Source organism: Tepidiphilus olei (genome assembly GCF_006980705.1).
Taxonomy (GTDB): domain Bacteria; phylum Pseudomonadota; class Gammaproteobacteria; order Burkholderiales; family Rhodocyclaceae; genus Tepidiphilus; species Tepidiphilus olei.
In genome coordinates this window covers 1-22,137 of record NZ_SBHO01000009.1, presented here as the reverse complement: position 1 = coordinate 22,137, position 22,137 = coordinate 1, and the positions used below count along the sequence as shown (strand labels likewise).

Genomic DNA, 22,137 nt, shown 5'->3' with positions numbered 1-22,137 from the left:
CTGCCTGCGTCCGCCTTGGTTTCCTTTCTTACTACGCAAATATCAAACGGAGAAAGACTGTCCGCAGCCGCAGGTGGTGGTCGCATTGGGGTTGCGGATCACGAACTGGGCCCCCTCGATCCCTTCCACGTAGTCGATCTCGGCGCCGACCAGATATTGGTAACTCATGGAATCGATGAGCAGCGTCACTCCGCCCTTTTCGATCACGGCATCGTCTTCGGCCACTTCCTCGTCGAAGGTGAAACCGTACTGAAATCCGGAGCAACCACCCCCGGTCACGAATACACGCAGCTTGAGCGCCGGGTTACCTTCTTCTTCGATCAGCTCGCGCACTTTGGCGGCGGCACTGTCGGTAAAAACGAGTACGTCGTCGGTCTGGGTTTCGGTCGTCATGATATGGGCTCCTCGTCAGGGTCGTCGCAGAGGCGACGTGGTTATGGACCGGAAAGGGCGCTCGCCGTTCCCCGTTCCCGTTAGTTCAAGGGCTCACCGGCACGAGGTCGAGCCCCAGCGTCTCGGGGAAACCGAACATCAGGTTCATGTTCTGCACCGCCTGCCCCGCCGCACCTTTCACGAGATTGTCGATCACGGAAAGCACGACGACGATCTCGCCCCCTTGAGGCCGATGGACGGCGATGCGGCACACGTTGCTCGCGCGCACCGAACGCGTCTCCGGATGAGAACCCGCCGGCAGCACGTCCACGAAGGGTTCTCCGGCATAACGCTCGGCGAAGAGCGACTGCACGTCGAGCGATGGGTCCGCGAGCCGAGCATAGAGAGTGGCATGGATGCCGCGGATCATGGGCGTGAGGTGCGGCACGAAGGTCAATTCCACCGGCAGGCCGCGGGCGATGCGCTGCAGCCCCTGCCGAATCTCGGGCAGATGGCGATGCCCGGCCACCCCATAGGCCTTGAAGTTGTCCGCCGCTTCGGCAAAGAGCGTATGGACTTCGGCCTTGCGCCCGGCGCCGGAGACGCCAGACTTGCAATCGGCCACCAGCCAGTCACGGGCCACGGCATTCACCTCGAGCAGCGGCAGAAAGCCGAGTTGCACCGCCGTGGGATAGCAACCGGGGTTGGCCACCAGACGCGCCCGGGCGATCGCCTCGCGCTCAACTTCCGGCAAACCGTAGACGGCTTCCTCGAGGAGTTCGGGCGCAGCGTGCGTCATGCCATACCAGCGCTCCCATTGGTCGGCATCGGCCAGGCGAAAATCGGCCGAGAGGTCGATGAGGCGCACCCCGGCGTCCAACAGCCGCCGTGCCTCTTTCATGGCCACGCCATTCGGGGTGGCAAAGAAGACGAGGTCGCAACGATCGAGTCTTGCCTCGTCCGGCGTCGAGAAACGCAAATTCACGTGACCCCGCAGGCTGGGAAACATCTCGGACACCGGCATGCCGGCCTCGGTGCGCGAGGTGATCGCCTCGAGCGACACCTCGGGATGGCGGCTGAGCAGACGCAACAACTCCACCCCCGTATAACCTGTGCCACCGACCACGCCAACCTTGATCATCGTTTCGCCTCCTTGAGATCACAGCGTGCAATTATCGCCCGAGAACGCCGAAAATCGAGCGTGCTGAAACGGCGAAAGCCACCTCGAGGGTGGCTTTGCAGAATGCTGCCCGGGCGAAAACGATCAGCGCTTGGAGAACTGCTTGGCGCGACGGGCTTTGCGCAGACCGACTTTCTTCCGTTCGACCTCACGCGCGTCGCGAGTGACAAAACCGGCCGCCCGCAGCTGCGCCTTCCACTCGGGATTGTAGTCGATGAGCGCCCGGGTGATGCCGTGGCGCACCGCACCGGCTTGGCCGGATTCACCGCCACCATCGACATTGACCATGATGTCGAAGCGATTCTCGACTTCGAGCAGGCGCAGCGGCTGCCGCACGATCATGCGCCCCGTCTCGCGAGAAAAAAATTCATCGAGCGGCTTACCATTGACCACGATGTTGCCGGAGCCCGGCTTGATGAACACACGAGCAACCGCTTCCTTGCGCCGCCCCGTTCCGTAATTGTACGACACCGCCATCACTGACTCCTCAGATTTCCAGCACTTTGGGCTGCTGCGCGACATGGGGATGCTCGGCGCCGGCGTAGCACTTGAGCTTTTTCAGCATCGCATAGCCGAGTGGCCCTTTGGGCAGCATACCCTTGACCGCCTTCTCGAGCACACGCTCGGGATGGCGCTGCAGCAGTTTCTCGAACGTGGTCTCGTAGATACCGCCCGGATAGCCGGAATGGCGGTAGTATTTCTTGTCGGCAGCTTTGTTGCCCGTGACACGAATCTTATCGACGTTGACGACGACGATGTAATCACCGGTATCGACGTGGGGCGTATAGATCGCCTTGTGCTTGCCGCGCAAACGGCGGGCGATCTCGGCCGCGAGCCGACCCAGTACCTTACCCGACGCATCGACGACGAACCAGTCACGCTTGACTTCGTGTGGCTTGGCGGAGAACGTTTTCATGCGTATCCTCGATCATCTCAGGCCCGAGTCCGGCCCTTCTGGAAAGCAGGGGATGTTAGCGTAAAGGCAGCGCCTTTGTCAATCTCGAGCCGAAAAAAAACGCCGCCTCGAAGAGGCGGCGTTCAATCCACACCAAAGGAGGAGGGTGGAGGAGACACCGGTCGAACCACACGAGTCGTGATCCGTTGCTGCGTATACTAGTGACACCCGGCAAAAAAAGCAAGAAAAAAATGGCGCACTGCACAATAAACTTTTAGATCGCAAAATCAAACTCGTTTATCCGCAAATCCCCTACAATTCTGCATTGCGCAAACCACGAGGGAAGATCAACATGGAATGCACGGTTCGCTGGATCGAGGGCCGCACTTTTCTGGCAGAAACAGGATCGGGACATCTGGTGGCGATGGACGGAGCCCCGGAGGCAGGCGGCCGCAATCTCGCGCCACGCCCCATGGAGCTGCTGCTCGCCGGCGCTGGCGGCTGCACCGCCTTCGACATCGTGATGATCCTGGAGAAAGGACGGCAGGCCGTGAAAGGCTGCGAAGTACGGCTCGAGGCCGAACGCGCTCCCACCGACCCCAAGGTATTCACCCGCATCCGTTTCCATTACGTCGTGCGCGGCCGCGGACTGGACGAGGCGCGTGTGGCACGAGCAGTCCGGCTGTCGGCGGAAAAATACTGCTCGGCCTCGATCATGCTCGGCAAGACCGCCGAACTCGAGCACACTTGGGAAATCGTCGAGGAGGGGTGAACCACCCCGAGACGGCAGGTCAGAGGCGGTAGGCGAGCGTCGTCATCACTTTGGAAGCGAGCCGCATGGCCCCTCGCACCGGCGCCGGCAGCGGTCGCGCACCCAATGACTCGGCGAGTCGAGCATGCCCCGTCTCATCTTCCTTCATCTGTTCGAGAATGGCGCGACTGCGCCGATCCTCTGCCGGCAGCGCCTGCAGATGCCCTTCGAGATGACGCTCGACCTGGCGCTCGGTCTCGGCGAGAAAGCCGAGATTCCAGTCGTCCCCCGCCGCCCCCGCCGCCACGCCGATCGCCAGGGAACCCAGATACCACAAGGGATCGAGCAGGCTGGTTCGCCCGCCGAGCTCGTGCAGACGCGCCTCGGTCCAGGCGAGGTGGTCGACCTCCTCGTCGGAAGCGCGGCGCAACGCCTCGCGGATCGACGGGTCGCGACTGGTGAGCGCCTGCCCCTGGTAGAGTGCTTGGGCGCAGATCTCGCCGGTGTGATCCACTCGCAGCAGGCCTTCCACGTGCCGGCGCTGCGCTTCGTCGAGCGGACCACCCGGCAGGCCGGCACCGGGCATCGGCCGCGCGCCCCTTGCCGGGGCAAAAACCGTACGCAGGGCGCGATCGAATTCGACGATCACCCGGTCGAGCGCATCGAGCCGCTCAGCGTCCATGTCGTTCCTCCAACGGCGAAACAACGGGAAAATCGGGGGGGATCTCCTCGATCAATTCACGGTACTGCGGCTGAGTGTGCGGCGGCGGCACGTCGAGATAGCGCGAAAGTTCGATGAGGGCAAGCTGGTAGACGCGGCGTTTGAAAGCGATCACCGCATCGAGCGGCACCCAGTACTGCGCCCAGCGCCAAGCGTCGAACTCGGGGTGCGCGGTTGCGCGCAGGCAGACGTCGGAGTCCCGCCCCACGAGACGCAGCAGGAACCAGATCTGCTTCTGCCCGCGATAGACATTACGCCACTGGCGCTTCACCCAGCGCCGTGGTACATCATAGCGCAGCCAATCGCGCGTGCGTCCAAGGATGCGGACGTGCTGCGGCAGCAGACCGACCTCTTCGTGCAGCTCCCGGTACATCGCCTCTTCCGGCGTTTCCCCTTTTTTGATCCCGCCTTGTGGAAACTGCCAGGAATGTTCGCGTATACGTTTGCCCCAGAACACCTCGTTGCGCGCGTTGACGAGCACGATGCCGACGTTCGGGCGATACCCTTCCCGGTCGAGCATGGTCGTTTCCTCGATTCTTCGTTGCCGCTATTGTTCCATAATGAGACGCCAAAGAAAAGCGACGGCTCATCTCCTTGATTTCTCGCCCAAAACAACACGACGCAAAAACTGCTTGACAGTTCCCCGAGGAATTACCTATAATTCCACCTTCTTCGACGGGTCGTTAGCTCAGCCGGTAGAGCAGCGGACTTTTAATCCGTTGGTCGCAGGTTCGAATCCTGCACGACCCATCTCCAACGCGCGATCCCCGTGCGCATTTTCATCGCATCGCAGCCGTCGACCCATGGCTTTGATCCGCATTCGCGGTGCGCGCACCCACAACCTCAAAAACGTCGATCTCGACCTACCTCGAGGAAAACTGATCGTCATCACGGGCGTATCGGGCTCCGGTAAATCTTCGCTCGCCTTCGACACGCTCTACGCCGAAGGCCAAAGGCGCTACGTCGAATCGCTCTCCGCCCAGGCGCGCAAGTTTCTCGATCAGCTGCCGAGGCCCGAAGTCGACACGATCGAAGGGCTTTCGCCGGCGATCGCCATCGAGCAGAAGACGCTTTCGCCCAGCCCACGATCGACGGTGGGCACGCTCACCGAAATCCACGACTATCTGCGCGTACTCTTCGCTCGGCTGGGCACGCCGTATTGCCCCGAACATCCACAGGAGGCTCTGACGCACCGCTCGATGAGCGATTTCATCGAGTCTTTATTGCACACTCTGCCGCAGCGACGCATCGCCCTCCTCTCGCCCCTCGTGCTCGATACCGAACCGCGGGCCGCGCTCGCCTCCCTGAAGGCACAAGGGTTCACCCGCATCGAAACCGGTGGCGAATTCGTCGAGCTCGATGGTTTGCAAGATGCCCCCTCCGACGCGCCTCGACTGGTGATCGACCGCTTGAGAGTACGGGAAGAGGCGCGGGCGCGGCTCGCCGATTCGCTCGAACTGGCGCTCAAGATGGGGCATGGGCGCTGCTTCGTGCGCGATCTCGACGAAGGGGAAGAACTGACTTTCGTCGTCACCCCTTCGTGCCCCCGCTGCGGTTTCACGGCCCCGGCGCTCGAGCCGCAGCTCTTCTCTTTCAACCATCCGGCAGGCGCCTGCCCCACGTGCGAGGGAACGGGGCGGCGATGGGAGCTGGACGCGGAACGCTTACCAGCATCGGAGCGCAGCCTGCGCGAGGGTGCATTGCCCGGTCTCGACCTCGGCAACGCCTTCTCGGCCCGGCTTCTGGAGGATTTGGCGGCATATTATGGTTTCTCCCTCGACACCCCGTGGTCCGGGCTGCCGGAACCGGTGCGACGGGTTTTACTCTTCGGCTCGGGCGAGGAACCCATCCCTTTCCGCTACCCGCTCGATCGCAGCCGCATGGTGCTCAAGTCTCATCCTTTCGAAGGCTGGGTCTCCTACCTGCAACGGCGCCACCACCCCGAAGAGGAAAGAGGACGCAGAGAGAAGGCTCTGGATCTCCCTTGGCAGGAACGCCCCTGCCCCACCTGTGGTGGTAGCCGCTTGCAACCTTTTGCCCGGGCGGTACGCGTGGCGGGCATGAGTCTGCCGGAGCTCACGGCACTTCCCTTGTCGGCCTGTGCAAGTGCGATCGAACGCATCGCCACCGTGTGCGGAACTCATCCCGTGGCCGAGATGACGATCGAGGCGATCCGCTCGCGTCTCCGCTTCCTGCTGCAAGTCGGGCTCTCCTACCTGAGTCTCGATCGCGCATCGCACACGCTCTCCGGCGGAGAGGCGCAGCGCATCCGGCTCGCCAGTCAGGTTGGCTCGGGACTCACCGGCGTGCTCTACGTACTCGACGAACCTTCCATCGGGCTGCATCCACGCAATCAGGACGATTTGCTGCGTACGCTCGAAGAGATGCGCGATCTGGGTAACACCGTCGTCGTGGTCGAACACGACGAAGCGACGATTCGCCGTGCCGATCACGTAGTGGAAGTCGGCCCAGGTGCTGGACGAGAGGGAGGTGAAATTCTCGTCTCCGGGTCGCTGTCAGCGCTGCTCGCTTCGCCGCGCTCGCGAACCGCCCCTTATCTGCAACGCCCCTTGCACGTGCCGCATCGTTCTCTCCCTTGCGAAGAAGACAGGCCCACGCTACGGCTGCAAGGCTGCCACGCCCACAATCTGCAGGGAATCGACGTCGAGATCCCCCTGGGATGCCTCGTGGTCGTCACCGGGGTCTCCGGTTCGGGAAAATCCTCGCTCGTAGAGGACACGCTGGTTCCCATCCTGCGCGATCACCTCTCGGGGCGCCCCTGCCGCGCCCCGTGTACGGGAGCCTCGGGTCTAGAGGCGATCGACAAGCTGATCGTCGTCGATCAATCGCCGATCGGCCGTACGCCGCGCTCGAACCCGGCAACCTATACTGGCATCATGGATGGGTTGCGCGAACTCTTTGCCGCCACACCCGAAGCACGCATGCGCGGCTACCGCGCCGCCCGCTTTTCCTTCAACCTGAGAGGGGGGCGCTGCGAGGTATGCGAAGGTGAAGGATATCGGCGCATCGACTTGCAGTTTCTGCCCGACGTCTATCTACCCTGCGAAGCCTGCAGCGGAAAGCGGTACAACCGTGAGACGCTGGAGATCCGCTACCGCGGGCTGAACATCCACGAATCCCTCTCCCTTACCGTGGAGGAAGCGCTACATCCCTTCGGCTCGCACCCCACGCTGCGGCGCAAGCTCGAGATTCTGCAGTCGCTGGGGCTGGGCTACTTACCCTTGAACCAACCGGCCACGACGCTTTCGGGGGGAGAAGCGCAGCGCTTGAAATTGGCTGCGGAGTTGATGCGCCGCGACACGGGACGAACGCTGTACGTGCTCGACGAGCCAACCACGGGGCTGCACTGGGTCGACGTCGAACAGCTCCTCACCGCGCTGTTCGCGCTGCGCGATCGCGGAAACACCCTGGTGGTGATTGAACATCACCTCGACGTAATCGCCCATGCCGACTGGGTGATCGACCTGGGACCAGGAGCGGGCGAAGCAGGCGGCCGAATCGTCGCTTGCGGCACCCCCGCGGCGATCGCCGCCCATCCCAATTCCGTGACCGGACGCTACCTCGCCGAGCGGATCGGCTCGGCGGGATAAAAACGGACGCCGCACCCTCGAATGGATGCGGCGTCCATCGTTCTTCCCTGAACGGAAAGGGCGATCAGCCTGCGTTTTGCGGTGCGGCTTGCGTTTCGCTACCCGCCCGATCGACGAGCTCGATGATCGCCATCGGCGCGTTGTCACCATCGCGGTAGCCGAACTTCAGCACGCGGGTGTACCCACCTGGACGATTTTGCACGCGCGGGCCGATCTCGTTGAAGAGTTTGAGCACGATCTCACGATCGCGCAGGCGAGCGAAGGCGAGCCGGTGATTGGCCAGCGTCGGTTTCTTCGCCAGCGTGATGAGCGGCTCGACGAAGCGGCGCAGTTCCTTGGCTTTGGGCAGAGTCGTCTTGATGACTTCCTCGCGCAGCAGGGCGTTGGCGAGATTGCGCATCAGCGCCTGACGATGGCTCGTCGTGCGGTTGAGCTTGCGATATCCGTTTCCGTGACGCATTTTTCTTTCCTCGTGCGTTATCCGTCAGCCGAGTTTTTCCAAACCGGGCGGAGGCCAGTTTTCCAGTTTCATCCCCAGCGTCAGCCCGTGCGCTGCGAGCACTTCCTTGATCTCGTTGAGCGACTTGCGACCGAGGTTGGGGGTTTTCAGGAGTTCCTGTTCGGTGCGCTGGATCAGATCACCGATGTAGTAGATGTTCTCGGCCTTGAGGCAATTGGCCGAGCGGACCGTGAGTTCGAGATCGTCGACGGGGCGCAACAGTAGCGGATCGATCGCTGCGCCGCTCTCGGAGCGTGCACTGGGCTGGCGTCCTTCGAGATCGGCAAAGACGGCGAGTTGGTCCACCAGCACGCGTGCGGCATAGCGAATCGCCTCTTCGGGATCAATCGAGCCGTTCGTCTCGAGTTCGAGGACCAGACGATCGAGGTCGGTACGCTGCTCGACCCGGGCGCTTTCGACGGTATAGGCGACCCGACGCACCGGGCTGAAGGAGGCGTCCATCAGGATATGACCGATCGCACGATCGCCCTCGGTTTTGCGCGCGGAGGCCGGAACGTAACCCCGGCCTCGCTGGACACGGATTTCCATCTCGAGGCGCCCGCCTTCTTCGACGTGGGCGATGACGTGATCTCCGTTGATGACTTCGACGCCATGGCCCAACTGGATGTCGGCCGCGCGAACCACTTTCGGCCCCACGGCTTCGAGGCGCACGGTCGCATCTTCACGTTCGTGCAGTCGAAACACGACGCCTTTCAGATTGAGCAGCAAATCGACGGCGTCTTCGCGCACCCCTTCGATCGTCGAATACTCGTGCAACAGGCCAGTGATCCGCACCTCGGTAGGAGCGCTACCGGGAAGCGCAGCCAGGAGCACGCGCCGCAGCGCGTTGCCCAACGTATGGCCGAAGCCGCGCTCGAACGGTTCCATCGTGACGCGCGCCAACACCGGCGACAGATTTTCCACGTCGATGCTGCGCGGTTTCAGCAGGCTTTCCAAAGACATCGATGCTATCCTCTGTTTCTCGCCGCTGCGAGGGGCTTATCGCGAGTAGAGTTCGACCACGAGGTTTTCGTTGAGCGTGGGCGAAAGCTCGGCGCGCTGCGGATAGGCCTTGAACACCCCCTTGCCCGCCTGCACATCGACTTCGATCCACTCGGGGAAACCACGTTGCGCTGCCGCTTCCAACGCAGCCTTCACGCGGAGCTGGGCGCGGGCCTTTTCGGTGAGCTCGACCACGTCGCCCGGACGAACGAGGTAAGAAGGAATGTTGACCCGGCGACCGTTGACCATCACGCCATTGTGGCGCACGACTTGGCGCGCCTCGGCGCGTGAGGCGCCGAAACCCATGCGATAAGCGACGTTGTCGAGCCTGCCTTCGAGGAGTTGCAGAAGGTTCTCGCCCGTCTGGCCGCGACGGCGAGCCGCTTCGGCGTAGACACGACGGAACTGCATTTCCAAAACGCCGTAGAGCCGACGGATCTTTTGCTTCTCACGCAGCTGTTTTCCGTATTCGGACAAGCGCTGCCCCGAGGTTTGACCGTGCTGACCGGGTGCATAGCTGCGACGCTCGATCGCGCACTTGTCCGTGAAGCATTTTTCCCCTTTGAGGAAGAGCTTTTCGCCTTCCCGCCGGCACTGCCGGCACTTGGGATCGAGATTACGTGCCACGTTCGACTCCTGTTAGATCCGACGTTTCTTGGGCGGACGGCAGCCGTTGTGCGGAATCGGCGTTACATCCTGTATGCTGGCGATGCGGATGCCGAGCGCGGCAAGCGCCCGCACCGACGATTCACGCCCTGGGCCAGGACCTTGCACACGCACTTCAAGGCTCTTGATGCCACATTCCTGGGCTGCCTTGCCTGCCGCATCGGCCGCCACCTGGGCGGCAAACGGGGTACTCTTGCGCGAGCCCTTGAAACCCGCCGAACCGGACGAGGCCCAGGAAAGCGCGTTGCCTTGCCGATCGGTGATCGTGATGATCGTGTTGTTGAAACTCGCGTGGATGTGCGCGATGCCCTCCGCAACATTCTTTTTGACTTTACGTCGGGCCTTCGTCGTAGTTTTAGCCATGGAGTGACCTCATCATTTCTTCTTGCCGGCGATGGTCTTGGGCGGCCCCTTGCGGGTACGCGCGTTCGTGCGAGTACGCTGTCCACGCACGGGCAACCCCCGGCGATGGCGCATGCCGCGATAGCAACCCAAGTCCATCAAGCGTTTGATGTTCATGGTGATCTCACGCCGCAAGTCGCCCTCGACCTTGTATTTGGCGACTTCCTCGCGCAAGCGCTCGAGCTCGGCGTCCGTCAGATCTTTGACCTTGGCCGATGGCTGGATGCCTGCGGCCTCGCAAATCTTGCGGGCACGGGAACGACCGATGCCGTAGATCGCCGTGAGCGCGATCTCGGTGTGTTTGTGGTTGGGGATATTCACCCCTGCGATACGGGCCATCTGCAATCACCCCAAAAACGAAATTTTCAAGTATAAAAGATTCGCGCCCAAGGTTCAACCTTGACGCTGCTTGTGGCGCGCTTCTTTACAAATGACCCGCACCACGCCCTTGCGCCGCACGATGCGGCAATTGCGGCAGATCCGCTTCACTGAGGCTTGGACTTTCATGGAGCTCTCCCTGGATTCTTCACTTGGAACGGAATACGATGCGCCCGCGCGTCAGGTCGTACGGAGTGAGCTGCACCGTGACCTTGTCTCCGGGCAGGATGCGGATGTAGTGCATTCTCATCTTGCCCGAGATATAACCGAGAATGACGTGACCATTTTCCAGACGCACGCGGAAGGTGGCGTTGGGCAGCGTCTCGATCACTTCACCCTGCATTTCGATGACGTCTTCCTTGGCCATGCCTTACTTCCTCCGCAACGCGCCAGACGTGAAATTCGCCTTCTTGAGCAAACTCTCGTATTGGTGCGACATCACATAGGATTGCAGTTGCGTCATGAAATCCATCGTCACGACCACGATGATGAGTAGCGAAGTCCCCCCGAAATAGAAGGGCACGTTCCACTCGAGGATGAGAAACTCGGGGATCAAGCACACGAGCGTGATGTAGATTGCCCCGGCGAGCGTGAGTCGCATCAACACGCGGTCCAGATACTTCGCCGTCTGCTCGCCCGGCCGAATGCCTGGCACGAACGCACCGCTCTTCTTCAGGTTCTCCGCCGTCTCCTTGGCATTGAAGACGAGGGCGGTGTAGAAGAAACAGAAAAAGACGATCGCCAAGGCATAGAGCAGGATATAGACCGGCTGCCCGGGCGACAGCGCTCCAGCCAGGTCTCTCAACCAGATGAAGCGATCGCCCGACCCGAACCACTGCGCCAGCGTGGCAGGGAAAAGAATGATGGACGAGGCGAAGATCGGCGGGATCACACCGGCCATGTTGAGCTTCAAGGGCAGATGCGAACTCTGACCCCCATAGATCTTGTTGCCCACCTGTCGCTTGGCGTAATTGACCAGGATTTTCCGCTGACCTTTTTCGACGAAGACGACGAAAGCCGTCACCAGCAACACCAGCATGCAGACGAAGAGGGCGGAGAAAGGATGCATCGCCCCGCTCGAGACGAGCTCGAAGAGTCCGCCCAGCGCCTGGGGCAGCCCCGCGACGATCCCGGCGAAGATGATGAGAGAAATGCCGTTCCCAATACCCCGTTCGGTGATCTGCTCACCGAGCCACATCAGGAACATCGTGCCGGTCACCAGCGTCACCACGGTGACGAAACGGAACATCAATCCTGGTTCGAGCACCAACCCGGGCTGGGATTCGAGGGCGACCGCGATTCCCAAGCCCTGCGCGAGCGCGAGCACCAAGGTACCATAGCGCGTGTACTGCGTCAGCTTGCGCCGACCCGCCTCGCCTTCTTTTTTCAGCGCCTCGAGCGCAGGGAAGGCGTAGGACATGAGCTGCACGATGATCGATGCCGAGATGTACGGCATGATCCCGAGCGCGAAGATCGTGAAGCGCGACAACGCCCCGCCGGAGAAGAGGTTGAACACCCCCAGGATCCCGCCACCTTGCGTCTGGAAGAGCTGGGCAAGTTTGGCCGGATCGATGCCCGGGACAGGGATGTGCGCCCCGATCCGATAAACGACGAGCGCCCCCAGCAAGAACCAGAGACGCCGTTTCAGGTCGGCAAATTTCCCTACCGTCGCGTGTTGGGTCGCTTTGGCCACGACGTTTCCCTACTCAGGATTCGACGAGGGTGCCGCCGGCCGCCTCGATGGCGCTCTTGGCCCCCTTGGTGGCCGCGATTCCCCGCAGGATGAGCTTGCGCGAAAGGGTACCCGCAAGGATGACCTTTGCCGCTTTGGCGGTTCTCGGAACGACCCCCGCTTGCTTGAGCACGAGCAGATCGATCTCCTCGACCGGGATTTGCTCGAGGTCGGAGAGGCGCACCTCGGCCACGTCATTGGCCGTAGGCGAGACGAATCCACGCTTGGGCAGACGGCGTTGAAGCGGCATCTGACCGCCTTCGAAACCGACTTTGTGAAAACCTCCGGAGCGAGATTTCTGGCCCTTGTGCCCCCGGCCGCAGGTCTTGCCCAGACCGGAACCGATGCCGCGGCCGACCCGCTTCTTGGCTTTCTTGGCCCCATCGGCCGGTTTGATGGTGTTGAGTTGCATTTGTCAGCCCTCGACCTTCAGGAGATAAGACACCTTGGCGATCATGCCACGCACCTGAGGGGTGTCGGCGAGCTCGACCGTGTGGTTGAGCCGACGCAAGCCGAGCCCACGCACGGTGGCACGATGATCCTTACGCGTGCCGATCAAAGACTTGATCAGCGTCACCTTGACTTTGTCTTTCGCCATGGCTCACTCCGTGATCTCTTCGATGGACTTGCCGCGCTTGGCGGCAAGCTCGGAAGGACGGCGTGTGGCCGTCAATCCCTTGATCGTGGCGCGCACCACGTTGTACGGGTTGGTCGAGCCGATGATCTTGCAGATGACGTCCTTGACGCCCATCACCTCGAACACCGCGCGCATGGCACCGCCGGCGATGATTCCGGTACCCGGAGGAGCCGACTTCATCATCACCGTGGAAGCACCGTGCTTGGCGATCACGGTATGCTGGATGGTGCCGTTTTTCAAAGGCACCTTGACCATGTCACGACGGGCCGACTGCATGGCCTTTTGCACCGCGACCGGTACCTCACGGGCCTTACCCTTACCCATGCCGATGCCACCGTCACCGTCGCCGACGACCGTCAGCGCCGCAAAGCTCAGGATGCGCCCACCCTTGACGGTCTTGCTGACGCGGTTGATCGACACCATCTTTTCATTGAGCTCGTCCTGCCGCTCTTCCGCAGGTCGGCGCTTGTCTTGCTGATTCCTGGCCATCGCTTTTCCCGTATCAGAATTTGAGCCCGGCTTCGCGCGCGGCCTCAGCCAAGGCTTGCACGCGACCATGATAGAGATATCCCGAGCGGTCGAACGCGACCGTCTCGATGCCGATCGCCTTGGCTTTCTCGGCGATGGCACGACCCACGAGCGCCGCAGCGGCCTTGTTACCCCCGTTGCTCACCTTGTCGCGCAGCTCCTTGTCGAGCGTAGACGCGGCAGCGAGCACGCGTGAACGGCACGGGGAGATGATCTGCGCGTAGACGTGCGAGTTGGAACGGTAAACCGTGAGGCTCGGCACTTTCAGCTGCGCGATCTTCGCCCGGGTTTTGCGGGCACGGCGCAGACGTGCAAGTTTCTTGTTCATGATCGAATGCCCTTATTTCTTCTTGGTCTCTTTCAAGACCACGATTTCATCCGCATAGCGTACACCCTTGCCCTTGTAAGGCTCCGGCGGACGGTAACCGCGGATCTTGGCGGCTTGCTGGCCGAGTTGTTGCTTGTCGGCCCCTTTGAGCACGATCTCGGTCGGTTGAGGTACTTCGGCCTTGATACCCGCAGGAAGCTCGTGCTCGATCGGGTGCGAGTAGCCCAGCGAGAGATTCAGCTTGTTACCCTGCAGCTGTGCGCGGTAACCCACCCCGACCAAAGTAAGGCGCCGCTCGAACCCTTTCGCGACCCCATGCACCATGTTGGCGAGGATGGCCCGCGCAGTACCGGCTTGAGCAACGCTGCCGGGAATCTTCTCGTCGCCCTGGCAGCGCAGCACGTTACCCTCCCGGACGATGCGCACGGCGGGATTGAACGAGAACTCGAGCGCGCCGAGCGGACCTTTGACCGCGACACGGCTGCCGTCGATCGTGACGTCGACGCCACCCGGAACCTCGATCGGTTGTTTTGCGATTCTCGACATCTCGATCTCCCTCAGGCGACGTAACAGAGCACTTCGCCACCGACTTGCGCCTTGCGAGCGGCACGATCGGTCATCACCCCCTTGGGCGTAGACACGATGGCCACTCCCAGACCGTTCATAACCTTGGGCAAGTCGGCGACGGAACGGTAGATGCGCAAACCAGGACGCGACACCCGCTCGATGCGCTCGATCACGGGACGACCAGCGTAGTACTTGAGCTTCAATACCAGGGTCGATTTCGGCCCATCCTGCCGCACCTCGAACCCATCGATGTAGCCCTCTTCGTGCAATACGCGAGCGATCGCGGACTTGAGCTTGGAGCCAGGAACCTCGACGGTAGGCTTTTCCGCCTTTTGCGCATTGCGAATGCGCGTCAACATATCGGCGATCGGATCAGACATGCTCATCTTCGGACTCCCTTACCAGCTCGCCTTGGTCATGCCGGGGACTTCGCCGCGGAAAGCCATTTCACGCAACTTGTTTCGGCTCAGACCGAATTTACGGAAAGTTCCGCGCGGACGGCCAGTGATCGCGCAACGATTCCGCAACCGAGTGGGGCTGGCGTTGCGCGGCAGTTGCTGCAGCTCGAGGCGCGCCTGCATGCGCTCTTCTTCGGACAGACTCATGTCCCGTATTTTGGCGAGCAGAGCGTCGCGCTTGGCTGCGTACTTGGCCACCAGCTTGCGACGTTTTTCCTCGCGATTGATCATCGATTTCTTTGCCATGTCAGCCTCAATTCCGGAAGGGAAACTTGAACGCGGCCAGCAGCGCCTTGGCCTCTTCATCGGTTTTCGCCGTGGTCGTGATGGTGATGTTCATGCCGCGCAGCGCATCGACCTTGTCGTACTCGATCTCCGGAAAGATGATCTGCTCACGCACACCCAAGTTGAAGTTGCCACGACCATCGAACCCCTTGCCGCCAACGCCGCGGAAATCCCGCACGCGGGGCAGAGCGATCGAAATGAGCCGATCGAGGAATTCGTATGCCCGAGCGCCGCGCAGCGTCACCTTGCATCCGATCGGGTATCCCTCGCGGATCTTGAAACCGGCGATCGATTTGCGCGCCTTGGTGATCACGGGCTTTTGCCCCGAAATCGCCGCCAGATCTTTGACGGCATTCTCCAGGACTTTCTTGTCGGCCACGGCCTCACCTACGCCCATGTTGAGCGTGATCTTGGTGATGCGCGGCACTTCCATGATCGACTTGTAGCCGAACTTACTGACGAGTTCGGGCACGACCTTTTCTTTGTACTGTTGTAGCAACCGGGCCATGTTCGCTCCTTAGACGTCCACCACTTCGCCGGTGCTCTTGAAGAAGCGCACTTTACGGCCATCTTCGAGCACCCGAATCCCGACCCGGTCGGCTTTCTGGGTCTGCGGATTGAATAGCGCGACGTTGGAGATGTGGATAGGCATCTCTTTTTCGATGATCCCACCTGCGATTCCGCGCAAGGGATTGGGGCGCACGTGTTTCTTGACGCGGTTGATCCCCTCGACGATGACTTTTTCGTCGCTGACGCGGCGCGTCACTACCCCCCGGCGCCCTTTGTCTTTGCCGGCGATCACGATCACCTGATCGCCCTTACGGATCTTCTTCATTGCGACACCTCAGATGACTTCGGGGGCGAGCGAGACGATCTTCATGAATCGCTCGGTACGCAATTCACGCGTAACAGGGCCAAAAATACGCGTACCGATCGGCTCGAGCTTGTTGTTGAGCAGCACGGCGGCGTTGCCATCGAATTTGATGAGCGAACCGTCGGGACGGCGCACCCCTTTGGCGGTGCGAACGACGACGGCGTTATAGACGTCGCCTTTCTTGACGCGCCCGCGCGGGGCCGCTTCCTTGACCGACACCTTGATGATGTCACCGACGTTGGCATAGCGGCGCTTGGAGCCCCCAAGCACTTTGATACACATGACCTTGCGCGCGCCGCTGTTGTCGGCGACCTGCAAGAGGGTCTGCATCTGGATCATGAAAATCTCCAACTTATACCGCTAGAGCGGACAGTTTTGGACTCAAACACCTTCGGCGCGCAAACGGCTCAGGCGACGAAGGAAAACGAAGCGCCCCGCCTTGCGACGGGGCAAGAGTCCAGCACTATAACCGATGCGGCAGAAAATTGCAAGGGCGAATCAGGCAAGACGTGCCTTGGACACGAGCCGGACGACCTTCCAGGTTTTTGTCTTGGAAATCGGACGGCACTCTTCGATCTCGACGACATCGTTGAGCGCCACTTCCGGATCTTCGCAGTGCGCATGGAATTTGCGCGATTTGGTGACGATCTTCCCATAGAGGGGATGCGCCACTCGACGTTCGACCAATATGGCGACCGTCTTGGCCCGAGCGGTACTCACGACGCGTCCAACCATGCGCTGCCGGGTCTTGTTTTGCATTTCTTCGGTCATTTACGCACCCCTTTTTCCCGCAGGAGGGTCTTGATCCGCGCGATATCGCGCCGGGTAGCACGCATCGCCGCGGTATTGGTCAGTTGCTGCGTCGCTTGTTGCATACGAAGCGAGAATTGCGCCTTGCGCAACTCGAGCAATTCTTTCTCGAGCTCGTCGACGCTCTTTTCACGCATGTCTTTTGCTTTCATCATGCCGCTCCCAACTTGCGGGTGACGAAGACGGTCTTGAACGGCAGCTTCGCGGCGGCGAGTTCGAACGCCTCACGGGCCAGCGCTTCGCTCACACCGTCCATCTCATACAAGACTTTGCCCGGCTGGATTTCGGCGACCCAGTATTCAGGGTTTCCTTTCCCGCTTCCCATACGGACCTCGGCAGGTTTCCGGGAGATGGGTTTATCGGGAAACACTCGGATCCAGATCCGCCCGCCGCGCTTGATGTGACGGGTCATGGCGCGCCGCGCTGCTTCGATTTGGCGAGCCGTGAGCCGTCCGCGGCCGATCGCCTTGAGACCGAACTCGCCGAAGGAAACGGAGGTCCCGCGCGTTGCCAGTCCCTTGTTGCGGCCCTTCTGGACCTTGCGGAATTTAGTTCGTTTCGGCTGCAGCATCGCCCACTCCCGAAGTTACGTTCGCTTTGGCGGCGCGGGTGCGACGACCGCGACGCGCGCCTTCCCCTTCGTCACGACGACCCCGCGCGGGACGCCGAGCTTCCCGCTCGACAGGCTCCTGCGGTGCCTGATTACGCGCCAGGATGTCGCCCTTGTAGAGCCAGACCTTGACGCCGATGATCCCGTAGGTGGTCTGTGCCTCGGCAAAACCATAATCGATGTCGGCGCGCAGGGTTTGCAGGGGAACCCGACCCTCACGGTACCATTCGGAGCGTGCGATCTCGGCCCCGCCCAGACGGCCGGAGGTCATGATCTTGATCCCTTTCGCCCCGAGCCGCATCGCGTTTTGCATCGCACGTTTCATGGCGCGACGGAACTGGATGCGTTTCTCGAGCTGGGTCGCGACCGATTCGGCGATGAGCTGCGCATCGAGCTCGGGTTTGCGGATTTCCTCGATCGTGAGGTGCACCGGCACGCCCATGCGACGGTTCAGATCCGCTCTGAGAAGCTCGATGTCCTCACCTTTCTTCCCGATGACCACACCGGGACGCCCCGAGTGGATCGTGATCTTTGCACTCTTGGCCGGGCGTTCGATCACGATACGACTGACGGCCGCATGCTTGAGCTTGTTCTTCAAGTACCCACGAACCTGGGCGTCTTGCTGCAGCAGGCGCGGGAAGTCCTTGCTCGAGGCAAACCAGCGCGAGGACCAGTCACGCGTGACGACGAGGCGAAAGCCGGTCGGATGGATTTTCTGTCCCATGTTCGCTCCTTATTCTCCGACCGCGACGATGATGTGCGACGTAGGCTTGAGGATCTTCGCCCCACGCCCTTTGGCCCGCGCCCGGAAGCGCTTGAGCACCACGCCCTTCTCGACCATGATGCGTTTGACCTTGAGTTCATCGACGTCGGCACCGTCGTTGTGTTCCGCATTGGCGATGGCCGAAAGCAGCGCTTTACGAATCAAATGCGCGCCTTTTTGCGGACAGAAGGCGAGGATGTCGAGCGCCTGCGCCACCGGTTTGCCGCGGATGAGATCGGCGACGAGACGACCTTTCTGGGGAGAAAGGCGCACGCCGCGCACGATAGCCTTGGTTTCCATATCTCGTTTCCTCGACCTTTAGCGTTTAGACTTCTTGCCCGCGGCGTGCCCTTTGAAGGTGCGGGTGAAGGAGAATTCGCCGAGTTTGTGTCCAACCATGGCCTCGGTAACGAATACCGGGACGTGCTGCCGGCCATTGTGCACCGCGAACGTCAACCCGATGAATTCGGGCAGGATCGTGGAGCGGCGAGACCAGGTCTTGATCGGACGCTTGTCGTTGGTCGCGCGGCTTTGCTCGACCTTCTTGAGCAGATGGGCATCGACGAACGGCCCTTTTTTGACGGAACGTGCCATGACTTACCCCTTAACGCTTGTGCCGACGCTGGACGATCATGTTGTCCGTGCGCTTGTTGCGGCGAGTGCGATACCCTTTCGTCGGCTGACCCCATGGGCTGCGCGGCACGCCGCCCTCGCCCGTGCGCCCTTCACCACCACCATGCGGGTGGTCGATCGGGTTCATCGCCACACCGCGTACGGTAGGACGAACGCCACGCCAGCGGGAAGCCCCCGCCTTGCCGAGTTTTTCCAGGGAATGCTCACCATTGCCCACTTCCCCGATAGTGGCGCGACATTCGACGTGCACCTTGCGCACTTCGCCCGAGCGCAGACGCACCTGGGCATAGGCACCTTCACGCGCGACGAGCTGGACCGAAGTTCCTGCAGCGCGAGCGAGCTGCCCGCCCTTGCCCGGCACGAGCTCGACGTTGTGCAGCGTCGTTCCCACCGGGATGGCACGGATCGGCAGCGCATTGCCGGGCTTGATCGGCGCTTGCGGACCGCTCATGATGGTCTGGCCGACCGTCAGCCCTTTTGGCGCGAGGATGTAACGGCGCTCCCCGTCGGCGTAGCACAGCAGTGCGATGTGCGCCGAGCGGTTGGGATCGTACTCGATCCGCTCGACCCTGGCCGGGATGTTGTCCTTGTTACGCCGAAAGTCGACGATGCGATAGTGCTTCTTGTGCCCGCCGCCCTTGTGCCGGGTAGTGATGCGTCCGGCGTTGTTGCGACCCGCGAGACGCGTCATCGCCTCGACGAGTGAAGGATACGGCCGACCCTTGTAGAGTTCCTTGTTGACGACCCGCACCATGGCACGACGGCCGGGCGAAGTCGGTTTCATCTTGATCACTGCCATGATGGTTTACTCCCCGGCCATGAAGCTGAGCTCTTGGCCCGGCTTGAGCGAGACGAAGGCTTTCTTCCAACCGGCACGGCGGCCCGTGATTCGCCCCGTCCGTTTCTCCTTGCCTTTGACGTTGAGCACCCGCACGCCCTCGACTTCGACCTCGAAGAGCTTCTCGACGGCGGCCTTGATTTCGGGCTTGGTGGCATCGCGCGCGACGCGGAATACCACTTGATTGAGACGCTCCCCGAGCATCGTGGCTTTTTCCGAAATCTGCGGGCCGAGCAGAACCTGATAGAGGCGTTCTTCGCTGATCGTCATTGCCACATCTCCTCGAATTTGGCCACGGCGCCCTTGGTGAGGAGCACTTTCGGGAAGTGCACCAAAGCCACCGGATCGGTCTCGTGCGCCGCCAGCACCAGCGCATCTTTGAGGTTGCGGCTGCCGAGCAGCAGATTCTCATCGAGCTCGTCGGTGATCAGCAGCACGCGCGTCCCCGCAAGCCCCATTTCCTTGAGCTTTTGTGCCACGAGTTTGGTCTTGGGCGCATCGACGCGGAAATCGTCGATCACCGCCAGGCGCTCTTCGCGGGCGAGCTGCGACAGGATGGTGGCCATTGCCGCGCGGTACATCTTACGGTTGACCTTCTGCTTGAAATTCTCGTCCGGCGAACTGGGGAAAATCTTTCCGCCATGCCGCCACAGGGGGCTGGAAGTCATCCCTGCGCGCGCACGCCCCGTCCCCTTCTGCCGCCAGGGCTTACGGGTGGAGTGATGCACCTGGGAACGATCTTTCTGAGCGCGCGTACCTTGACGGGCATTGGCCTGATAAGCGACGACGACCTGATGCACCAGCGCTTCGTTGTAAGGGCGGGCGAAGAGCGCGTCGGAGACCTGAGTGGTTCCGGCAGGCTGACCCTGCGCATTCAATAGCTTGAGTTCCATATCCACCTCGCCTTAGCCTTTGACCGCCGGGCGCACGATCACGTCGCCGCCCTTGGCACCAGGAACCGCCCCCTTGACGAGCAGGAGGTTGCGCTCGGCATCGACGCGCACGATCTCGAGATTCTGCACCGTGACGGTCTCGTCGCCCAAATGCCCCGCCATGCGCTTGCCGGGGAAGACGCGACCGGGATCCTGCGCCATACCGATGGAGCCGGGCGCGCGCGTAGTGATCGAGTTCCCGTGCGAGGCACGGTTGGAGCTGAAGTTGTGGCGCTTGATCGCGCCGGCGAACCCCTTACCGATGGAGCGACCGGTGACGTCGACTTTCTGTCCCGGCTGGAACATCGTCACGGAAAGCTCCTGGCCGAGCTGCAACGAGGCGAGATCGGAGGGGGCGACGCGGAATTCACGCAAGACACGCGCCGCAGTGACGCCCGCCTTGGCGAAATGCCCGGCGAGCGGCTTGGTGGTGCGCGAAGGCTTTCGCGCGCCAAAACCGACCTGGACGGCTGCATAGCCATCGGTCTCTGGCGTTTTGAGTTGCGTCACGCGGTTGGCGGAGGCTTCGAGCACGGTCACCGGAATGGACTGACCATCGTCGGTGAAAATCCGAGTCATGCCCACCTTGCGAGCGACAAGGCCTAGACTCATGTTGTTCTCCTCGAACCGGTTACGATTGACCGGACGTGTACGAAATAAGACCCGCCGAAGTGGGTAAACGCGCAATTATAGGCCGGATCGATCTCTAATGCAAGGCAAGGCTTACATCAGCTTGATGTCGACGTCCACCCCGGCAGGGAGGTCGAGCTTCATCAAGGCATCGACGGTCTTGTCCGTGGGCTCGACGATGTCCATGAGCCGCCGATGGGTACGGATCTCGAACTGGTCACGCGAGGTTTTATTCACGTGCGGCGAGCGCAATACGTTATAGCGTTCGATTTTGGTCGGCAAAGGAATCGGGCCGTGGACGACGGCCCCAGTGCGCTTGGCCGCCTCGACGATCTCGTGCGCGGACTGGTCGATCAACCGATAGTCGAATGCCTTGAGGCGGATGCGGATCTTCTGATTGTTCATGATTCATTCCAAAGAGCGAAAGGTAGAAAAACCCGGCGGGGAATGTCCCGCCGGGTCAGAGCAGCAAAACGATTACTCGATGATCTTGGTGACGACGCCGGCGCCGACGGTACGGCCGCCTTCACGGATGGCGAAGCGCAAGCCTTCTTCCATCGCGATCGGGGCGATCAGCTTCACTTCCAGCTTCACGTTGTCACCGGGCATCACCATCTCCACCCCTTCGGGCAGCTTGATGGCACCGGTGACGTCAGTGGTGCGGAAGTAGAACTGCGGCCGGTAGTTGCTGAAAAACGGCGTGTGACGCCCGCCTTCTTCCTTGGAGAGCACGTACACTTCACACTCGAAGTGCGTGTGCGGCGTGATCGTCCCGGGCTTGGCGAGCACTTGCCCGCGTTCGACGTCTTCGCGCTTGGTGCCGCGCAGCAGCACCCCGACGTTGTCGCCCGCTTGCCCTTGATCGAGGAGTTTGCGGAACATCTCCACGCCCGTGACCGTGGTCTTCTGCGTCGGGCGCAGACCGACGATCTCGACTTCGTCGCCCACCTTGACGATGCCGCGCTCGACCCGGCCCGTGACCACCGTGCCACGACCGGAGATGGAGAACACGTCTTCGATCGGCAGCAGGAAGGG

The 22,137-nt window shown here is 61.6% G+C and carries 38 protein-coding genes and 1 tRNA gene; 3 read left to right on the top strand and 36 right to left on the bottom strand.

Annotated elements, in window-relative coordinates:
• Window positions 1–42 precede the first annotated feature (42 nt).
• From erpA to rplM, 4 genes are all read right to left on the bottom strand, one after another.
• On the bottom strand, window positions 43–393 hold the full coding sequence (gene erpA, locus EPD80_RS09500; protein ID WP_142803684.1) for an iron-sulfur cluster insertion protein ErpA: 351 nt from the start codon (window positions 391–393) through the stop codon (window positions 43–45).
• Between the two features lie 85 nt (window positions 394–478).
• A complete protein-coding gene (argC, locus tag EPD80_RS09495; RefSeq protein ID WP_142811324.1) occupies window positions 479–1,513 on the bottom strand; it encodes an N-acetyl-gamma-glutamyl-phosphate reductase in 1,035 nt (344 codons plus the stop codon).
• Window positions 1,514–1,636: 123 nt separating this feature from the next.
• Entirely contained in the window at window positions 1,637–2,029 is a 393-nt protein-coding gene (gene rpsI, locus EPD80_RS09490; RefSeq protein ID WP_142803686.1) for a 30S ribosomal protein S9, read from the bottom strand.
• Window positions 2,030–2,039: 10 nt separating this feature from the next.
• Window positions 2,040–2,468: a 50S ribosomal protein L13 gene (gene rplM, locus EPD80_RS09485; RefSeq protein ID WP_142811323.1), complete on the bottom strand. Its 429-nt coding sequence runs from the start codon at window positions 2,466–2,468 to the stop codon at window positions 2,040–2,042.
• Window positions 2,469–2,799: 331 nt separating this feature from the next.
• Between rplM and EPD80_RS09480 the strand changes: the two genes are divergently transcribed.
• Window positions 2,800–3,219 (top strand): OsmC family protein, encoded by a 420-nt coding sequence (locus EPD80_RS09480; RefSeq protein WP_142803688.1) that lies wholly within the window; start codon window positions 2,800–2,802, stop codon window positions 3,217–3,219.
• Window positions 3,220–3,238: 19 nt separating this feature from the next.
• On the opposite strand, the gene coq7 is transcribed toward EPD80_RS09480, so the two are convergent.
• Window positions 3,239–3,880, bottom strand: a complete 642-nt coding sequence (coq7, locus tag EPD80_RS09475; protein WP_142811321.1) for a 2-polyprenyl-3-methyl-6-methoxy-1,4-benzoquinone monooxygenase — start codon at window positions 3,878–3,880, stop codon at window positions 3,239–3,241.
• A complete protein-coding gene (locus tag EPD80_RS09470; protein ID WP_142811319.1) occupies window positions 3,870–4,439 on the bottom strand; it encodes an RNA pyrophosphohydrolase in 570 nt (189 codons plus the stop codon). Before EPD80_RS09470 ends, coq7 begins: the two co-directional genes overlap by 11 nt.
• 157 nt (window positions 4,440–4,596) lie before the next feature.
• Between EPD80_RS09470 and EPD80_RS09465 the strand changes: the two genes are divergently transcribed.
• A tRNA-Lys gene (locus EPD80_RS09465) sits at window positions 4,597–4,669 on the top strand.
• Between the two features lie 53 nt (window positions 4,670–4,722).
• Window positions 4,723–7,530: an excinuclease ABC subunit UvrA gene (gene uvrA, locus EPD80_RS09460; protein WP_142811317.1), complete on the top strand. Its 2,808-nt coding sequence runs from the start codon at window positions 4,723–4,725 to the stop codon at window positions 7,528–7,530.
• Window positions 7,531–7,594: 64 nt separating this feature from the next.
• On the opposite strand, the gene rplQ is transcribed toward uvrA, so the two are convergent.
• From rplQ to EPD80_RS09310, 30 genes are all read right to left on the bottom strand, one after another.
• Window positions 7,595–7,990, bottom strand: coding sequence for a 50S ribosomal protein L17 (gene rplQ / locus EPD80_RS09455; protein WP_142803744.1), 396 nt, complete (start codon window positions 7,988–7,990; stop codon window positions 7,595–7,597).
• A 24-nt stretch (window positions 7,991–8,014) separates the two neighbouring features.
• Entirely contained in the window at window positions 8,015–8,992 is a 978-nt protein-coding gene (locus EPD80_RS09450) for a DNA-directed RNA polymerase subunit alpha (protein ID WP_142803745.1), read from the bottom strand.
• Between the two features lie 36 nt (window positions 8,993–9,028).
• Entirely contained in the window at window positions 9,029–9,658 is a 630-nt protein-coding gene (gene rpsD, locus EPD80_RS09445; RefSeq protein WP_142803746.1) for a 30S ribosomal protein S4, read from the bottom strand.
• Between the two features lie 12 nt (window positions 9,659–9,670).
• Window positions 9,671–10,060 (bottom strand): 30S ribosomal protein S11, encoded by a 390-nt coding sequence (rpsK, locus tag EPD80_RS09440; protein ID WP_142803747.1) that lies wholly within the window; start codon window positions 10,058–10,060, stop codon window positions 9,671–9,673.
• 12 nt (window positions 10,061–10,072) lie between these two features.
• A complete protein-coding gene (rpsM, locus tag EPD80_RS09435; protein WP_142803748.1) occupies window positions 10,073–10,438 on the bottom strand; it encodes a 30S ribosomal protein S13 in 366 nt (121 codons plus the stop codon).
• A gap of 54 nt (window positions 10,439–10,492) precedes the next feature.
• Window positions 10,493–10,606, bottom strand: coding sequence for a 50S ribosomal protein L36 (gene rpmJ / locus EPD80_RS09430; protein WP_028874976.1), 114 nt, complete (start codon window positions 10,604–10,606; stop codon window positions 10,493–10,495).
• A gap of 19 nt (window positions 10,607–10,625) precedes the next feature.
• Window positions 10,626–10,844 (bottom strand): translation initiation factor IF-1, encoded by a 219-nt coding sequence (gene infA / locus EPD80_RS09425; RefSeq protein ID WP_028874977.1) that lies wholly within the window; start codon window positions 10,842–10,844, stop codon window positions 10,626–10,628.
• Between the two features lie 3 nt (window positions 10,845–10,847).
• A complete protein-coding gene (gene secY, locus EPD80_RS09420) occupies window positions 10,848–12,170 on the bottom strand; it encodes a preprotein translocase subunit SecY (protein ID WP_142803749.1) in 1,323 nt (440 codons plus the stop codon).
• A gap of 13 nt (window positions 12,171–12,183) precedes the next feature.
• Entirely contained in the window at window positions 12,184–12,621 is a 438-nt protein-coding gene (rplO, locus tag EPD80_RS09415; protein ID WP_142803750.1) for a 50S ribosomal protein L15, read from the bottom strand.
• Between the two features lie 3 nt (window positions 12,622–12,624).
• On the bottom strand, window positions 12,625–12,807 hold the full coding sequence (rpmD, locus tag EPD80_RS09410; RefSeq protein ID WP_142811315.1) for a 50S ribosomal protein L30: 183 nt from the start codon (window positions 12,805–12,807) through the stop codon (window positions 12,625–12,627).
• Between the two features lie 3 nt (window positions 12,808–12,810).
• Window positions 12,811–13,335, bottom strand: a complete 525-nt coding sequence (gene rpsE, locus EPD80_RS09405) for a 30S ribosomal protein S5 (protein WP_142803752.1) — start codon at window positions 13,333–13,335, stop codon at window positions 12,811–12,813.
• Between the two features lie 13 nt (window positions 13,336–13,348).
• Window positions 13,349–13,702, bottom strand: coding sequence for a 50S ribosomal protein L18 (gene rplR / locus EPD80_RS09400; protein WP_142803753.1), 354 nt, complete (start codon window positions 13,700–13,702; stop codon window positions 13,349–13,351).
• Window positions 13,703–13,714: 12 nt separating this feature from the next.
• Window positions 13,715–14,248, bottom strand: a complete 534-nt coding sequence (gene rplF, locus EPD80_RS09395; RefSeq protein ID WP_142811314.1) for a 50S ribosomal protein L6 — start codon at window positions 14,246–14,248, stop codon at window positions 13,715–13,717.
• Window positions 14,249–14,259: 11 nt separating this feature from the next.
• Entirely contained in the window at window positions 14,260–14,655 is a 396-nt protein-coding gene (gene rpsH / locus EPD80_RS09390) for a 30S ribosomal protein S8 (protein ID WP_142803755.1), read from the bottom strand.
• A 12-nt stretch (window positions 14,656–14,667) separates the two neighbouring features.
• The gene (gene rpsN / locus EPD80_RS09385) at window positions 14,668–14,973 is read right to left on the bottom strand and encodes a 30S ribosomal protein S14 (RefSeq protein WP_142811311.1); all 306 of its coding nucleotides are present in this window, start codon (window positions 14,971–14,973) and stop codon (window positions 14,668–14,670) included.
• 7 nt (window positions 14,974–14,980) lie between these two features.
• On the bottom strand, window positions 14,981–15,520 hold the full coding sequence (gene rplE, locus EPD80_RS09380) for a 50S ribosomal protein L5 (RefSeq protein ID WP_142803757.1): 540 nt from the start codon (window positions 15,518–15,520) through the stop codon (window positions 14,981–14,983).
• Between the two features lie 9 nt (window positions 15,521–15,529).
• Window positions 15,530–15,847, bottom strand: coding sequence for a 50S ribosomal protein L24 (rplX, locus tag EPD80_RS09375; protein WP_142803758.1), 318 nt, complete (start codon window positions 15,845–15,847; stop codon window positions 15,530–15,532).
• A gap of 9 nt (window positions 15,848–15,856) precedes the next feature.
• Entirely contained in the window at window positions 15,857–16,225 is a 369-nt protein-coding gene (gene rplN / locus EPD80_RS09370; RefSeq protein WP_142803759.1) for a 50S ribosomal protein L14, read from the bottom strand.
• 159 nt (window positions 16,226–16,384) lie between these two features.
• Window positions 16,385–16,657, bottom strand: coding sequence for a 30S ribosomal protein S17 (gene rpsQ / locus EPD80_RS09365; RefSeq protein WP_142803760.1), 273 nt, complete (start codon window positions 16,655–16,657; stop codon window positions 16,385–16,387).
• Window positions 16,654–16,848, bottom strand: a complete 195-nt coding sequence (gene rpmC, locus EPD80_RS09360) for a 50S ribosomal protein L29 (RefSeq protein WP_142804237.1) — start codon at window positions 16,846–16,848, stop codon at window positions 16,654–16,656. Before rpmC ends, rpsQ begins: the two co-directional genes overlap by 4 nt.
• Window positions 16,848–17,267, bottom strand: coding sequence for a 50S ribosomal protein L16 (gene rplP, locus EPD80_RS09355; RefSeq protein WP_142803761.1), 420 nt, complete (start codon window positions 17,265–17,267; stop codon window positions 16,848–16,850). Before rplP ends, rpmC begins: the two co-directional genes overlap by 1 nt.
• Window positions 17,245–18,030 (bottom strand): 30S ribosomal protein S3, encoded by a 786-nt coding sequence (gene rpsC, locus EPD80_RS09350; RefSeq protein ID WP_142803762.1) that lies wholly within the window; start codon window positions 18,028–18,030, stop codon window positions 17,245–17,247. Before rpsC ends, rplP begins: the two co-directional genes overlap by 23 nt.
• 9 nt (window positions 18,031–18,039) lie before the next feature.
• A complete protein-coding gene (gene rplV / locus EPD80_RS09345; RefSeq protein ID WP_028874993.1) occupies window positions 18,040–18,369 on the bottom strand; it encodes a 50S ribosomal protein L22 in 330 nt (109 codons plus the stop codon).
• Between the two features lie 18 nt (window positions 18,370–18,387).
• A complete protein-coding gene (rpsS, locus tag EPD80_RS09340; protein WP_142803763.1) occupies window positions 18,388–18,663 on the bottom strand; it encodes a 30S ribosomal protein S19 in 276 nt (91 codons plus the stop codon).
• A gap of 10 nt (window positions 18,664–18,673) precedes the next feature.
• A complete protein-coding gene (gene rplB / locus EPD80_RS09335) occupies window positions 18,674–19,501 on the bottom strand; it encodes a 50S ribosomal protein L2 (RefSeq protein ID WP_142803764.1) in 828 nt (275 codons plus the stop codon).
• A 6-nt stretch (window positions 19,502–19,507) separates the two neighbouring features.
• Window positions 19,508–19,810 (bottom strand): 50S ribosomal protein L23, encoded by a 303-nt coding sequence (rplW, locus tag EPD80_RS09330; RefSeq protein WP_142811309.1) that lies wholly within the window; start codon window positions 19,808–19,810, stop codon window positions 19,508–19,510.
• Window positions 19,807–20,433: a 50S ribosomal protein L4 gene (gene rplD / locus EPD80_RS09325; protein ID WP_142803766.1), complete on the bottom strand. Its 627-nt coding sequence runs from the start codon at window positions 20,431–20,433 to the stop codon at window positions 19,807–19,809. The genes rplW and rplD overlap by 4 nt, the downstream gene beginning before the upstream one ends.
• 12 nt (window positions 20,434–20,445) lie before the next feature.
• Entirely contained in the window at window positions 20,446–21,084 is a 639-nt protein-coding gene (rplC, locus tag EPD80_RS09320; RefSeq protein WP_142803767.1) for a 50S ribosomal protein L3, read from the bottom strand.
• A 111-nt stretch (window positions 21,085–21,195) separates the two neighbouring features.
• Complete coding sequence (gene rpsJ, locus EPD80_RS09315; protein WP_028874999.1) at window positions 21,196–21,507, bottom strand: 30S ribosomal protein S10; 312 nt, start codon at window positions 21,505–21,507, stop codon at window positions 21,196–21,198.
• A gap of 72 nt (window positions 21,508–21,579) precedes the next feature.
• On the bottom strand, window positions 21,580–22,137 hold a 558-nt coding region (locus EPD80_RS09310; RefSeq protein WP_260677391.1), incomplete at its 5' end, for an EF-Tu C-terminal domain-related protein.

What these genes read in the sequence shown, in the direction of transcription:
- rplM (WP_142811323.1), bottom strand. Translation starts at nt 2,468, where the DNA reads ATGAAAACGTTCTCCGCCAAGCCACACGAAGTCAAGCGTGACTGGTTC.
- rpsC (WP_142803762.1), bottom strand. Translation starts at nt 18,030, where the DNA reads ATGGGACAGAAAATCCATCCGACCGGCTTTCGCCTCGTCGTCACGCGT.
- rpsI (WP_142803686.1), bottom strand. Translation starts at nt 2,029, where the DNA reads ATGGCGGTGTCGTACAATTACGGAACGGGGCGGCGCAAGGAAGCGGTT.
- rplP (WP_142803761.1), bottom strand. Translation starts at nt 17,267, where the DNA reads ATGCTGCAGCCGAAACGAACTAAATTCCGCAAGGTCCAGAAGGGCCGC.
- rpsK (WP_142803747.1), bottom strand. Translation starts at nt 10,060, where the DNA reads ATGGCTAAAACTACGACGAAGGCCCGACGTAAAGTCAAAAAGAATGTT.
- rplX (WP_142803758.1), bottom strand. Translation starts at nt 15,847, where the DNA reads ATGAAGAAGATCCGTAAGGGCGATCAGGTGATCGTGATCGCCGGCAAA.
- EPD80_RS09480 (WP_142803688.1), top strand. Translation starts at nt 2,800, where the DNA reads ATGGAATGCACGGTTCGCTGGATCGAGGGCCGCACTTTTCTGGCAGAA.
- rpsE (WP_142803752.1), bottom strand. Translation starts at nt 13,335, where the DNA reads ATGGCCAGGAATCAGCAAGACAAGCGCCGACCTGCGGAAGAGCGGCAG.
- rplV (WP_028874993.1), bottom strand. Translation starts at nt 18,369, where the DNA reads ATGGAAACCAAGGCTATCGTGCGCGGCGTGCGCCTTTCTCCCCAGAAA.
- rplO (WP_142803750.1), bottom strand. Translation starts at nt 12,621, where the DNA reads ATGCAACTCAACACCATCAAACCGGCCGATGGGGCCAAGAAAGCCAAG.
- erpA (WP_142803684.1), bottom strand. Translation starts at nt 393, where the DNA reads ATGACGACCGAAACCCAGACCGACGACGTACTCGTTTTTACCGACAGT.
- argC (WP_142811324.1), bottom strand. Translation starts at nt 1,513, where the DNA reads ATGATCAAGGTTGGCGTGGTCGGTGGCACAGGTTATACGGGGGTGGAG.
- rpsQ (WP_142803760.1), bottom strand. Translation starts at nt 16,657, where the DNA reads ATGACCGAAGAAATGCAAAACAAGACCCGGCAGCGCATGGTTGGACGC.
- coq7 (WP_142811321.1), bottom strand. Translation starts at nt 3,880, where the DNA reads ATGGACGCTGAGCGGCTCGATGCGCTCGACCGGGTGATCGTCGAATTC.
- rplF (WP_142811314.1), bottom strand. Translation starts at nt 14,248, where the DNA reads ATGTCGAGAATCGCAAAACAACCGATCGAGGTTCCGGGTGGCGTCGAC.
- EPD80_RS09450 (WP_142803745.1), bottom strand. Translation starts at nt 8,992, where the DNA reads ATGTCTTTGGAAAGCCTGCTGAAACCGCGCAGCATCGACGTGGAAAAT.
- rplW (WP_142811309.1), bottom strand. Translation starts at nt 19,810, where the DNA reads ATGACGATCAGCGAAGAACGCCTCTATCAGGTTCTGCTCGGCCCGCAG.
- rpmJ (WP_028874976.1), bottom strand. Translation starts at nt 10,606, where the DNA reads ATGAAAGTCCAAGCCTCAGTGAAGCGGATCTGCCGCAATTGCCGCATC.
- infA (WP_028874977.1), bottom strand. Translation starts at nt 10,844, where the DNA reads ATGGCCAAGGAAGACGTCATCGAAATGCAGGGTGAAGTGATCGAGACG.
- rpsH (WP_142803755.1), bottom strand. Translation starts at nt 14,655, where the DNA reads ATGAGCATGTCTGATCCGATCGCCGATATGTTGACGCGCATTCGCAAT.
- rplR (WP_142803753.1), bottom strand. Translation starts at nt 13,702, where the DNA reads ATGAACAAGAAACTTGCACGTCTGCGCCGTGCCCGCAAAACCCGGGCG.
- rpsM (WP_142803748.1), bottom strand. Translation starts at nt 10,438, where the DNA reads ATGGCCCGTATCGCAGGGGTGAATATCCCCAACCACAAACACACCGAG.
- uvrA (WP_142811317.1), top strand. Translation starts at nt 4,723, where the DNA reads ATGGCTTTGATCCGCATTCGCGGTGCGCGCACCCACAACCTCAAAAAC.
- rpmD (WP_142811315.1), bottom strand. Translation starts at nt 12,807, where the DNA reads ATGGCGAAAGACAAAGTCAAGGTGACGCTGATCAAGTCTTTGATCGGC.
- rplC (WP_142803767.1), bottom strand. Translation starts at nt 21,084, where the DNA reads ATGAGTCTAGGCCTTGTCGCTCGCAAGGTGGGCATGACTCGGATTTTC.
- rplN (WP_142803759.1), bottom strand. Translation starts at nt 16,225, where the DNA reads ATGATCCAGATGCAGACCCTCTTGCAGGTCGCCGACAACAGCGGCGCG.
- EPD80_RS09470 (WP_142811319.1), bottom strand. Translation starts at nt 4,439, where the DNA reads ATGCTCGACCGGGAAGGGTATCGCCCGAACGTCGGCATCGTGCTCGTC.
- rplB (WP_142803764.1), bottom strand. Translation starts at nt 19,501, where the DNA reads ATGGCAGTGATCAAGATGAAACCGACTTCGCCCGGCCGTCGTGCCATG.
- rplD (WP_142803766.1), bottom strand. Translation starts at nt 20,433, where the DNA reads ATGGAACTCAAGCTATTGAATGCGCAGGGTCAGCCTGCCGGAACCACT.
- rplE (WP_142803757.1), bottom strand. Translation starts at nt 15,520, where the DNA reads ATGGCCCGGTTGCTACAACAGTACAAAGAAAAGGTCGTGCCCGAACTC.
- rpsN (WP_142811311.1), bottom strand. Translation starts at nt 14,973, where the DNA reads ATGGCAAAGAAATCGATGATCAATCGCGAGGAAAAACGTCGCAAGCTG.
- rplQ (WP_142803744.1), bottom strand. Translation starts at nt 7,990, where the DNA reads ATGCGTCACGGAAACGGATATCGCAAGCTCAACCGCACGACGAGCCAT.
- rpsJ (WP_028874999.1), bottom strand. Translation starts at nt 21,507, where the DNA reads ATGAACAATCAGAAGATCCGCATCCGCCTCAAGGCATTCGACTATCGG.
- rpmC (WP_142804237.1), bottom strand. Translation starts at nt 16,848, where the DNA reads ATGAAAGCAAAAGACATGCGTGAAAAGAGCGTCGACGAGCTCGAGAAA.
- rpsS (WP_142803763.1), bottom strand. Translation starts at nt 18,663, where the DNA reads ATGGCACGTTCCGTCAAAAAAGGGCCGTTCGTCGATGCCCATCTGCTC.